This window comes from Stenotrophomonas sp. Steno-C15 (assembly GCF_056393265.1).
Map to the genome: position 1 here is coordinate 50,052 of NZ_JBWJPF010000001.1, position 11,975 is coordinate 62,026.

Sequence of the window (11,975 nt, forward strand, 5' to 3'; positions counted from 1 at the left end):
CTGGCCGGCGCCCGGGAGTCGATCGCGGTGCGGATCAGCGCAGCAGGCTGAGCACGCCCTGCGGTACCTGGTTGGCCTGGGCCAGCATGGCCGTGCCGGCCTGCTGCAGGATCTGGGTACGGGTCAGTTCAGCGGTTTCCTTGGCGAAGTCGGTGTCCTTGATGCGGCTGCGCGAGGCGGACAGGTTCTCCGTCGAGGTCTGCAGGTTGGCGACCACCGAGGTGAAGCGGTTCTGGATCGCACCCAGGTCGGCGCGGGTGTTGTTGATCGAACCCAGTGCCTTGTCGACCACTTCCAGCGCCTGCTGGGCACCCTTCACGGTGCTGATGTCGACGTCCTTCAGCAGCTTGCCCGGTGATGCACCGGTGCTGGCGGTGGCGGCGGCGCTGTCGAAGCCGGTGACGCCGGCGCTGGTGCCCGCAGTGGCGGACATGGCGACGAACTTGCCGTCCTTGTCGACGCTTTCCTTCACCGAGGTCAGGTTGATCTGGCCGGCGGTGGTGCCGTCGAGTTCGGCGTAGACGCCGGTCTCACCGATCTTGGCGTTGATCGCGGTCACGGTCGCCGCGGCCAGGGCGGCCTGGTCCTTGGCGGCGTCGCCGGTGGAGGTGATCTTGACGTCGGCGATCTTGATCGCCGAGGTCAGGCCGCCGCCACCGATGGTCAGGCCGGAATAGGTGATTTCCTTGCCCGCATCGGCTGCGACGCTATCGCCTTCGTCGATGGCGATGGTGTTGGCGTCGAAGACGGCATTGCCCAGCGCGTCGGCCTTGGCATCGACCACCTTGTCGATGGCGATGGCCTGGCCGGCGTTGGCACCGACCTGGAACAGCTGGCTGGAGAACGAACCGTCCAGCAGCTTGGTGCCGTTGAACTCGGACTGCTTGGCAACGCGGTCGATTTCGCTGACCAGCTGGGTCACTTCGGCCTGCAGCGCCTTGCGGTCACTGGCCGAGTTGGTGGCGTTGGCGGCCTGCACCGACAACTCGCGGACGCGCTGCAGGTTGTTGCCGATCTCGGTCAACGAGCCTTCGGCGACCTGGGCCAGCGAGATGCCGTCGTTGGCATTGCGGATGGCCACATCGGTGCCGCGGATCTGGGTGCCGAAGCGCTCGGAGATCGCCAGGCCAGCGGCGTCGTCCTTGGCGCTGTTGATGCGCGAACCGGAGGACAGGCGCTGGATGGTGGTGGCCAGCGAGCTGCCGCTGGTGCTCAGGTTACGCTGAGCATTCAACGACATCGTGTTGGTGTTGATGACTTGTGCCATGAGGAGAGGTCCTTGAGCGGTTGCACGTGAGTTGGGTCAGACGCCCCCGACGTGCCCCGGGAGCGGCTCATGTCAGCGCTGCAACAGGCTGAGCACGTTCTGCGGCACCTGGTTGGCCTGGGCCAGCATGGCCGTGCCGGCCTGCTGCAGGATCTGGGTGCGGGTCAGTTCGGCGGTTTCCTTGGCGAAGTCGGTATCGCGGATGCGGCTGCGCGAGGCCGACAGGTTTTCGGAAGAGGTCTGCAGGTTGGCGACCACCGAGGTGAAGCGGTTCTGGATCGCGCCCAGGTCGGCGCGGACGCTGTTGACCGATTCCAGGGCCTTGTCGACGATCTCCAGGGCCTGCTGGGCGCCGGCGACGGTATCGATCTGGATGTCGGCGACGTGGGCGGCAGCAGTGCCGGCGGCGGGGGCGTTCAGATCGGTTGCGGTGGCGGTCGGCCCCATCTTCACGGTCACACCGGCCACGGTGTTGTCGGCCTTGACCGAGGTCAGGGTGACTTCGCCCGCGGTGGTGGACTGCGCGGCATGCAGGCCGGTTTCGCCGATCTTGCCGTTCAGGGCAGCAGCCAGCGCCTTGGTGGCGTTGTCCTGGTTGACCTTGCGCACCGCAGCGATCTCGGCGGCGGTGGCCGGCGCGCCTGGCGGGGTGGTGTAGTCGAACGTGACGTCGCCGATGCTGACGTCGCCCACCGTGATGTTGGCCAGCGTGCCGGCGGCGGCATCGACGGCTGCGTCATCCAGGGTGGCGCTGCCAGCGTTGACGAAGGTCGTCGCGCCCAGCGAGTTGGCCTTGGCGTCGACCACGCTGTTGATGGCGATGGCCTGGCCGGCGTTGGCACCCACCTGGAACAGCTGGCTGGTGAAGCTGCCGTCGAGCAGCTTGGTGCCGTTGAAGTCGCTCTGCTTGGCGACGCGGTCGATTTCGCTGACCAGCTGGGTCACTTCAGCCTGCAGGGCCTTGCGGTCGCTGCTGGAGTTGGTGGCATTGGAGGCCTGCACGGCCAGTTCGCGGATGCGCTGCAGGTTGTTGCCGACTTCGCTCAGCGAACCTTCGGCGACCTGGGCCAGCGAGATGCCGTCGTTGGCGTTGCGGATGGCCACGTCCAGGCCGCGGATCTGGGTGCTGAAACGCTCCGAGATCGCCAGGCCGGCGGCGTCGTCCTTCGCGCTGTTGATGCGCAGGCCGGACGAGAGGCGCTGGATGGTGGTGGCCAGCGAGTTGCCGCTGGTGCTCAGGTTGCGCTGAGCGTTGAGCGACATCGTATTGGTGTTGATTACCTGTGCCATGGGGTCGTCTCCTCTTATTTGGAACCCGTAGGTGAATGGAACGAAGCGCCGCCTGTTTTTTGTTTGGCTGTGTGCTTCGCCGTTGCCAAATGAATAACGGCGCTTTGTCAACAACCTTTAGGCGTGAATTCCGATGAACCGGAAAAAGCCCGCGGGACGCTGTTTTTCCGGGGTTTCACCGGCCTGGAAGGGGGGCGGGCAGGGGTGGCGGGCGCCGCTGGCAGCGCCGGGTGGGGCGGACCTGGGGGCGTGGATCGTGAATGAACGCGCGCGGCGCACCCGCGGGCGAGGCAGCGGCAAGTGCTGCGGAAATGAAAAAGGCCGCGATGCAGGGCATCGCGGCCTTTATGGGCGTGTGCTGGAAACGGATCAGCCGATCTTGTTGAACAGCGACATCGACTGCATCTGCGAGAAGATCGTCTGTGCAGCCTGCAGCGCCGTGCTCTGCAACTGGTACTGGCTCAGGGCATCGGCGTAGTCCAGGTCGCGCATCTGTGACAGGGTCGTCTTCAACGTCACACTGTTGGCTTCGCGCATGTCCGCTGCATTGTCCAGCGCCTTGAGCTGCGATCCGCCGGCAGCACGCGAATCGATCATCCGCTCGGACGCGCGACCGACGTCGCGCAATGCACTCTGCAGCTGGTTCTGCTGCGCCGCCAGCTGCGCGGTGCTGCCGGTATCGGCGTCGAGTGCGGCGATCAGCTTGTCCATCGTCGCGAAGATGTCGCGGCTGCCGGCCGGCTGCACGTTGAAGGTATCGCCGGGCTCGGCAGCGCCGGTGATCTGCAGGCGCACGCCGTTCACTTCCAGTTCGTCGCCGGGCTTCAGGGAGCCGGTACTGGTCACGTTGCCCGTTGCGTCCAGCACCTCGTACTGATCGCTGGCGGTGAAGCGCACGCTGAAGGCCTGGCCGTTCCAGCTGTCGCTGCCGTCGCGGGTGATGTTGGTCAGCACGCCCTTGCCGGTGTTGCCTGCGGCGGCGCTGCCGTCGACGAAGCCATCGCCGGTCGGAATGCGCATGAAGATCTCGCTGCCGGGCAGGGCGTCGAGCACGTAGGTGTCCGGCCCCACTTCCACCTGGCGCTGGGTCTGGTCGCCGCGATAGACCACCTTGCCGTCGATCTTGGCGAACGGCGGATCGCCGTCATGGGTGCCACCGAATACATAGCGGCCGGTACCATCGCTGCTGTTGGCCAGCGACAGCAGGCCGTCGCGGATCTGGTTCAGCTCGGTGATCAGGGTCTTCTTGTCCGCGGCGCTCAGCGCCGGATTGCTGGCCTGCAACGTCAGGTCGCTGACGCGGCCCATCAGGTCATTGACCTGGGCCAGCGTGTTCTCCTGCACGCCGAGCCGGTTCTGCACGTTGCCGGCGTTGAGGCCCATGCGCTCGAGTGCCGCCAGGCTGCGGTCCAGGCCCACGGCGGTGCCCGCGGCCACGGGATCGTCCTTGGCGCTGACGATCTTGCTGCCGGTGGCGATCTGCTGCTCCAGGTGATTGAGCTTGGCCTGCTTGGCCAGCATCAGCGTCACCGACTGGTTGAACATCATTCCGGTGGAGATGCGGCTGCTCATCGGCGGACGGCTCCCAGGATCGTCTGGAACATGTTGTCGGCAGTGGAAATCAACTGCGAGGCGGCCTGGTAGGCCTGCTGCAGGCGGAGCATGTTCGCCGCCTCCTCATCCAGGTTGACGCCGGAGATCTCGTCGCGCGCGTCCTGGGCCTTCTCGTTGATCACCAGCTGCGCTTCAAGCGAGTACTCGGCTGAGCGCGCTGCCGCGCCGACCTGGGTGGTCAGCCCGCCCAGTGCGCCGTTCAGGGTGACGGTGCCGCTGCTGAACGCCTTGGCGCTCTCCACCTTGGCCAGCCTTGCCGCGTTGCTGTTGTCCGAAGAGCCGGCCGGGGTCGGGGTGATGTTGAAGGTGTCGCCGGTGCGCGGTGCACCGTCGAGAACGAAACTCCAACCGTTGGCGCTGATGGTCTGGCCCGGGGTGTAGGTCTGCGGTGGGCCACCATCGATGGTGTAGGTGGTGGCGGAAGTGAAGACGATCGCCGCAGGATTGCGCAGGTCCGCATGGCCGGCATCGGTCACGGAGACGCCGCTGAGCTTGCCCGTACCGGTATTGGCGGTGGCGGCGGCGCCCTTCACGGCAGCCGCGGCTGCGATGCGCGAGGGATCGGTGATGGCGATCTCCAGGCTGCCGGCCACGCCGGCAGTGGGCTGCAGCAGGAAGCGGTCGTTGATTGCCGGCGTGCCGCCGACCACCAGCTCGACGCCGTTGATCACCAGCGGATCGGCGGCGGTGCCGGTGCCGGTCAACGGAATGCTGGCGCCGGTGTCGGCGCGGCTCGCCTTCCACTGCGTGCCATCGAACTGCAGGACGACGTTCTGCGCGTCCAGCTTGCCGAGATCGCCGAAGCTGGCACTGATGCTGGCCGTCCCGCTGTTGCCACTGTTGGCCGTCACCCGCGGCGTGCCGATGTTGAAGAAGTCACCGCCGAGCTGGCCGTAGAGATCCACGCCCTGGTGGTGGACCTGGTTGAAGGTGTCGGCCAGGCCGATCGCCAGCTTGCCCAGTTCCGCCTGCGCCGGGGTCAGCACGGTGTCGCGGAACTCCATCAGCCCACCGATCTGGCCGCCGACGGCCTTGGGATCCAGGGTGATGGTGTTGCCCTGCGTTTCCAGCGCCAGCTGCAGGCGCTCGGGCTGGTACGGATCGGCCACGGTGGTGACCCGGGTGGCGGTGGTGCCGACCACCAGTGCGTTGCCGCCAGCGGTGTAGACGTTCATCACGCCGCCGTCCTGGATCACCGCGGTGCCACCGGTGTAGCCGATCAGCTGCGAGATCAGCTGGTCGCGGCGATCGAGCAGGTCCGGAGCCGCGCTGGCGATGTTGGTACCGATGGCGCCGTTGATCTGGGCGATCTCCTGCGCCAGCCGGTTGACCTCGGTCGCTCCGGCGAGCAGGCCGTTGTTGACCTCGCTGTTGAGGTTGTTCAGATGGGTATTGAGCTGCACGAAACGGTTGGCCAGTGCCTTGCCACCGTCCAGCATGCTCTGCCGGTCGGCCGTGCCGGAGGCATTGGAAGACAGGCCGCTGACCGAATCGAAGAAGTTGGACCAGACGCCTGCGACGTTGGTGGCGGCGTCGGAGAACAGGGCGTTGACGCGGTCGGCCATGCCGGACAACTGCTTCAGGCGTGCCAGCTCGCCGCTGCTGTCGAGCAGGCGCGAGATCGCCAGCTGGTCGGCAGTGCGCCGGATGTCGGTGATGCGCGTGCCGTTGCCCACCGTGCCGTAGCCGAAGTTCTGCGGATCGGCCGTGGCGAAATTGACCTTCTGCCGGCTGTAACCCGGCGTGTTGAGGTTGGCCACGTTGTGGCTGGTGGTTGCCAGGGCGCGCTGGAAGGCGAGCAGGGCACCGGTACCGGTGGAAAGTACGCTGGACATGGGGTTCCTCAACGACGGGTGATACCCAGCGCCGCTGTTGCGGTGCTGGCGAAGGTCTGGCCAAGGCGACTGCCGGCATCGGTCACGGCGGCGACGGCACGCTCGATGGTCGGGCCGCCGGCGATCGCGGCGATCTTGGCGGCGTAGCGCGGATCGGTGGCATAGCCGGCCCGCTGCAGGCCCCGGGCGAAGCCCTGCACATCGGTGCCGGCCTGCAGGGCCTGCTGGTAGCGCGGGCTGGTCTTCAGCAGGCGCACGTAGTCGGCGAAGCTCTCGGCCGGCGAGGTGTAGGCACGGAAGCTTGCGGTTTCATTGCGGCGCACGCCATCGACGTACTCATGGGTGCCGGCCACCGCACGCTGTCCGTTCCAGCCATTGGCCTTGATGCCGAACAGGTTGTGCGAGGTGCTGCCATCGGCGTGCTTGATCTGGCGCTTGCCCCAGCCGGTTTCCAGTGCGGCCTGCGCAACCAGCGCGCGGGCGTCCACGCCCAGCTCCTTGGCTGCGCTCTGCGCGTGCTGCCAGATGCTGGCGACGAAGCCTTCCGGGGTATGCGCACCCAGCTGGGCAACCGCGGTGCGGGTCGCCAGCGCATCGGTCGTAGTGCCGCTGCCACGGTTGCTGGCAGTGGCGGCCCACTGGTCGTTGCGGGCTGCCCAGTCGGGGCCGTCAAGCCCGGCGATGTACGGATCATCGGTGCCCAGCGACCGGTGCACGCTGCTGCTTTCGCGGCCGGCGATCAGGTCCAGGGCCTGTTCCATCGGCGCGATGGCGGCCGATGCATCCTGCTGTGCACCTGCGGCCATCTGCTGCAGCATGCGTACGGCCTGGCCGGCGTCCTCCAGCGGCAGCGACGGCGCCGCCTTGGCGGGCGCGTTGAGCTGATAGGCCCGGCTGGCCTTCGCAGCGCCGATGCCGGTATCCAGCGCCGGTCCTTCGGCGGTCGCTCCGGACAGCTGGCGGGTGATCATGGCCGACAGCCCGAGTCCCTTGCCACGGGTCATCGCCTCGGCGATCTTCTGGTCGTACATCTCCCGGAACATCTTGTTCTCACCGGGAAAGAGCGAGTCGCCGAAACTGGCATCGCGCATGCTCTTGACCAGCATCTGCGCGAACTGGCCTTCCAGCTGCCGCGCGACCTTGTCGATCCTGGCCGGGTCGTTCTGCTGCGCCGGATTCAGCTCGAAGGCGGGGGTGATGCGCATGTCAGATCACCTCGAGTTCGGCGCTCAGCGCGCCGGCCTGCTTCAGTGCTTCCAGGATCGCGATGAGGTCGCCCGGCGCGGCGCCGACGGCGTTCACCGCGTGCACGATCTCATCCAGTGTGGTGCCGCCATTGAACTTGAACATGCGGCTGCCATCGTTGGTGGCGGTGATGGTCGACTGCGGGCTGACCACCGTGCTGCCGCCGGCCAGTGCGTTGGGCTGGCTGACGTTGGTGTTCTCCTGGATGGTCACCGTCAACGAACCGTGCGAGATCGCCGCAGGGCCGACGCGGACCTGCTGGCCGATGACCACCGTACCCGTACGCGAGTTGACCACGACCTTGGCCGGGGCGCTGCCCGGGGTCAGCTCCAGGTTCTCGATGCGGGCAAGCAGGCCGATGCGTGCACCCGGGTCGGTTGGCGCGGCCACCGCCACAGTCACGCCGTCGACGGCACGCGCCGCGCCTTCGCCGAAGGCGTTGTTGAGCGCGGCGACCATCCGCGAGACGGTGGTGAAGTCGTTGTTGTGCAGGTTCAGGGTGATTTCGCCGTTGGCGCCGAACACATCCGGCAACGCGCGTTCGACCGTGGCACCGTTGGGAATGCGGCCGACGCTGGGCACGTTCACCGACACCCGCGAGCCATCCTTGCCCTGGGCACCGAAGCCGCCCACGATCAGGTTGCCCTGTGCGATGGCGTAGACCTGGCCATCAGCACCGCGCAGCGGCGCCATCAGCAGCGAGCCGCCACGCAGCGACACCGCGTTGCCGATCGAGGACACGGTGACATCGATGGGCTGCCCTGGCTTGGCGAACGGTGGCAGTTCGGCGTGGATCGCCACGGCGGCGACGTTCTTCAGCTGCGGATTGACGTTGGCCGGCACATTCACGCCCAGCTCGCCCAGCAGGTTCTTCAGGCTCTGCACGGTGAAGGGGGCCTGGCTGGTGCGGTCGCCACTGCCATCCAGGCCGACCACCAGGCCGTAGCCGACCAGCGCGTTGCCGCGCACGCCGCCGACCTGGGCCAGATCCTTGATGCGCTCGGCATTGGCGGGCGCAGCCACTGCCAGCAGCACCAGGCAGCACAGCGATGACAGACGGTGCCAGGAAGAGAAGAAGGTAAGCGTCATGGCCATGCTCAGAACGGCGTCAGGCCGGAGTTGAAGAAGCGGCTCAGCCAGCCCATCGCGTTGGATTGCGCGACCGGACCGCGGCCGCCGTAGACGATGCGGGCCTCGGCCACGCGGCTGGAGGGAAGGGTGTTGTCCGGGCTGATGTCACCCGGGCGCACGATGCCCTGCACCTGCACCAGCTCGTCGCCCTGGTTCAGGCGCAGATTCTTCTGTCCCTGCACGACCAGGTTGCCATTGGGCAGGCGCTGGATCACGGTGACCGTGACGCTGCCCTGCAGGCGGTTGCTCTGTGCGCTGTTGCCCTTGCCGGTGAAGTCGCGCGCGCCCTTGGCGCTGGCGCTGAGGATGTCCTTGCCGCCCAGGGTGACCGGCGCACCGAAGATCGAGGGCGTCCCCAGGCTCAGATTCGATTCCTTGTTGGTGGCGGTGTTGGCGCTGGTCTGCGCGGTGGTGTTTTCCAGCAGCGTGATGGTCAGCAGGTCGCCGACATCACGCGCGCGGCGGTCCGAGTACAGCTGCAGGGTTGGACCTGCCGCATAGATCGCACCGGCCGTCGGCTCCGCCTGGGGCGGCATGATCGGCTGCAGCGGCGCCATCGCGGGGTAGGGGCGCACGTCGCCGGCAATCACGCAGCCGCCGAGCAGGGCGGCCATAGTGCTGGCGAGGACAGTGCGGGCGAGGGTGGAAATGGGCGACATGGCGTTATCCCGGTTGGGCCGGTCAGATCTTGTTGTTGAGGTAGGCCAGCATGGAGTCGGTGGTCGAGATCGCCTTGGCGTTCATCTCGTAGGCGCGCTGGGTTTCGATCATCGACACCAGCTCCTCCACCACGTTCACGTTGCTGCCCTCGAGCGCACCCTGGACCACGTTGCCGAGCCCGTTCAGGCCCGGATTGCCGTTCTGCGCCGGCCCCGAGGCGGTGGTTTCCAGGAACAGGTTCTCGCCGCGCGCCTGCAGACCTGCGGGATTGACGAAGTCGGTCAGGGTCAGCGCACCGATTTCCACCGATGCGGCGTCGTCGGCCATCTTCACGCTGATGGTGCCGTCGCTGCCGATGGTTACCGACTGCGCGCCTTCGGGAATCTGGATGCCGGGCTGCACCGGGTAACCGCTGTTGGTGACCAGTTCGCTGTCCTGGTTGATCTTGAACGAGCCGTCGCGGGTGTAGGCGGAGCTGCCATCGGGCAGCTGCACCTCGAAGAAGCCCCGGCCATTGACCATCACGTCCAGCGCGCGGCCGGTCTGCTGCTGGCTGCCCTGCTCGAAGTTCTTGGCGGTGGCCACCACGCGCACGCCCGTGCCCAGCTGCAGGCCGGTCGGCAGCTGGGTCTGCGCCGACGATGCGCCGCCCGGCTGGCGGACCTGCTGGTACAACAGATCCTCGAAGCTGGCGCGGTCCTGCTTGAAGCCGGTGGTGTTGGTGTTGGCGAGGTTGTTGGAAACCACCGACATGCGCATCTGCTGCGCATCCAGTCCGGTTTTCGCGATCCACAATGCCTGGTTCATCTTCGGAGTCCTGTCTGCTGAAACCGGCCGCGTGCTGCGGCCCATGGGGTACGGCGTGCAAGCGGTGTGCCAGTGCCGTTACGCGGCGCCGGCGGAATTCCGTCAGCTGCCCAGTCGCAGCAGGCTGTTGGCGCTGCGTGCGTTGTCATCACCGTGCTTGATCACCTGCACCTGCATTTCGTACTGGCGTTGCAGCTGGATCATCTGCACCAGTGCACCGGCGGCATCGACGTTGCTGCCCTCCAGCTGGCCGCTGTGCACGGTGGGCCCGAGGGCCTGAGCGAACGGCTGCAGCGGATCGGTGTTGCGGAACAGGCCATCAAGACCGCGCTCGAGCCGTTCGTCCGGTGCCTGCACCACCTTGATCCGGCCGATCATGGCCATGGTCTGCGGGCCTTCACCCTGCGGGATGATGGAGATCGTGCCGTCGTTGCCGATCTCCATCGCCTGGTAAGGCGGAATGGCGATCGGGTTGTTGTTGTCATCCAGTACCGGGCGCCCACCGGAGGTCACCAGCTGACCGTTCGGTGTCACCGACAGTGCCGCGCCGCGCGTGTACGCTTCGCTGCCGTCGCTGGACTGCACGGCCAGCCAGGTGCCGGTCTGCAGCGCCAGGTCCAGCGGCTTGCCGGTGATGTGCTGCGCACCGGGCCGGCGGTTGAAGCCGGCGTCGACGTGCAGCGCATCGACCCGCGAGGCAAAGCCCCGGCCCTGGATCGGGAAGGCTTCGGTGTTGGCCAGCGCTTCCTTGAAGCCGGGGGTATCGGAGTTGGCGAGGTTGTGGCTGAGCGTTCCCTGCGCCTGCAGGGAGGCGCGGGCACCGGTCATCGCCACGTAGAGGGCTTTATCCATGCGGGGAGTTCCGTGACAGGGTCAGCGGCTCATCAACGGATGTTGATGACGGTCTGGGTGATCTGGTCCTGGGTGGTGATCATCTGTGCGTTGGCCTGGAAGTTGCGCTGCGCGGTGATCATGTTGACCAGCTGCTCGGTCAGGTCGACAGTGGACGCCTCCAGCGAGCCGGCCTGGATCTTGCCGAGGTTGGAGGTATCGGGCATTCCGGTACGGGCCGTACCCGAATCGAACGTCTCCGCCCACACGTTGTTGCCCTTCTGCTCCAGGCCCTGCGGGTTGTTGAAGGTGGTCAGCGCAACCTGGCCGAGCGGCTTGTCGTCGCCATTGGAGTAGCGTGCGTAGACCACGCCGGTGTCCGACACCGTGATTTCGTTGAGCTTGCCCGCGGCGTAACCGTCCTGCTGGGTGTTGCGCAGGGCGAACTTCTCGCCGTACTGGGTCGAGCCGCTCACGTCCAGGGTCATGTTCAACTCGCCCGCGCCGGTGGTCGGGGTGAACGTGCCGAGGCTGATCCTGCCGTTGGCCGGCGCGGTCAGCTTGCCGCTGTTGTCGAAGGTGACCGGCGTCGGGGTACCTGCGGGTTCGCCGTCGACGAAGTTGTGCACGGTCCACTGGTTGACGCCGGCTTCCTTGACGAAGTAAGACACCTGGATGTGGCTCACGCCCAGCGAGTCATACACGGTAATGCCGCCGCTGGAGTGGTTGTAGCTGTTGGAATTGGTGGCATCGAACGGCTGCACCGTCGGTTCCTTGGCGTTGGCCGGCAGGGTGAAACCAACCTTTACATCGCTGGTCTGCCGGGGCGGGCTGTCGGTGGTCAGCAGCTGCAGGTCGATCATGCGACCGGCGTCGAAGTTGGTGCCGTCGGCGTTGGGCGCGAACACCTGCAGGCGCGCGCCCTGCGGGTTGGTCACGTAGCCTGCGGCATCGGTCTGGAAGTTGCCGGCACGCGAGTACACCCGCTGGCCGTTCATGTTCATGGTGAAGAAGCCCTCACCGGAAATCGCCATGTCCAGGCTGCGGCCGGTCTGCTCGTTGTTGCCCTGGATGAACTGCTGGGCCACGTTGGAGACGCGCACGCCCGAGCCGACCGCGTTCTTCGACAGGCCGTAGCTGGTGGCGGCGAACAGGTCGGCGAACTCGGCGCGCGACTGCTTGAAGCCGGTGGTGTTGACGTTGGCGACGTTGTTGGCGGTGACGCTCAGGTCGGAGTTGGCGGCATTGATGCCGGACAGCGAGACATTGAAGCCCATGGGATGCTCCTGGTAGAT

Annotated in this window: 10 protein-coding genes; all 10 read right to left on the bottom strand. The window is 66.7% G+C overall.

The window, feature by feature from the left end; translation table 11 throughout:
- Positions 1-34 precede the first annotated feature (34 nt).
- A complete protein-coding gene (locus tag AC06FB_RS00240; RefSeq protein WP_065176170.1) occupies positions 35-1,267 on the bottom strand; it encodes a flagellin in 1,233 nt (410 codons plus the stop codon).
- A gap of 72 nt (positions 1,268-1,339) precedes the next feature.
- Positions 1,340-2,557, bottom strand: coding sequence for a flagellin (locus AC06FB_RS00245; RefSeq protein WP_053517904.1), 1,218 nt, complete (start codon positions 2,555-2,557; stop codon positions 1,340-1,342).
- A 369-nt stretch (positions 2,558-2,926) separates the two neighbouring features.
- Positions 2,927-4,129 carry a flagellar hook-associated protein FlgL gene (gene flgL, locus AC06FB_RS00250; RefSeq protein ID WP_053517905.1) on the bottom strand — a complete coding sequence of 401 codons (1,203 nt, stop codon included), beginning with the start codon at positions 4,127-4,129 and terminating at the stop codon, positions 2,927-2,929.
- Positions 4,126-6,006 (bottom strand): flagellar hook-associated protein FlgK, encoded by a 1,881-nt coding sequence (gene flgK / locus AC06FB_RS00255; RefSeq protein WP_476341601.1) that lies wholly within the window; start codon positions 6,004-6,006, stop codon positions 4,126-4,128. The genes flgL and flgK overlap by 4 nt, the downstream gene beginning before the upstream one ends.
- Before the next feature lie 8 nt (positions 6,007-6,014).
- Positions 6,015-7,211: a flagellar assembly peptidoglycan hydrolase FlgJ gene (flgJ, locus tag AC06FB_RS00260; protein ID WP_478053230.1), complete on the bottom strand. Its 1,197-nt coding sequence runs from the start codon at positions 7,209-7,211 to the stop codon at positions 6,015-6,017.
- Between the two features lies 1 nt (position 7,212).
- The gene (locus AC06FB_RS00265) at positions 7,213-8,340 is read right to left on the bottom strand and encodes a flagellar basal body P-ring protein FlgI (RefSeq protein WP_414487527.1); all 1,128 of its coding nucleotides are present in this window, start codon (positions 8,338-8,340) and stop codon (positions 7,213-7,215) included.
- Positions 8,341-8,348: 8 nt separating this feature from the next.
- Positions 8,349-9,041, bottom strand: coding sequence for a flagellar basal body L-ring protein FlgH (gene flgH / locus AC06FB_RS00270; RefSeq protein ID WP_074898853.1), 693 nt, complete (start codon positions 9,039-9,041; stop codon positions 8,349-8,351).
- A gap of 22 nt (positions 9,042-9,063) precedes the next feature.
- The gene (gene flgG, locus AC06FB_RS00275; protein ID WP_053517910.1) at positions 9,064-9,849 is read right to left on the bottom strand and encodes a flagellar basal-body rod protein FlgG; all 786 of its coding nucleotides are present in this window, start codon (positions 9,847-9,849) and stop codon (positions 9,064-9,066) included.
- A 102-nt stretch (positions 9,850-9,951) separates the two neighbouring features.
- Complete coding sequence (locus AC06FB_RS00280) at positions 9,952-10,701, bottom strand: flagellar basal body rod protein FlgF (protein WP_277381747.1); 750 nt, start codon at positions 10,699-10,701, stop codon at positions 9,952-9,954.
- A 32-nt stretch (positions 10,702-10,733) separates the two neighbouring features.
- Positions 10,734-11,957 (bottom strand): flagellar hook protein FlgE, encoded by a 1,224-nt coding sequence (gene flgE, locus AC06FB_RS00285; RefSeq protein ID WP_053517912.1) that lies wholly within the window; start codon positions 11,955-11,957, stop codon positions 10,734-10,736.
- Positions 11,958-11,975 lie beyond the last annotated feature (18 nt).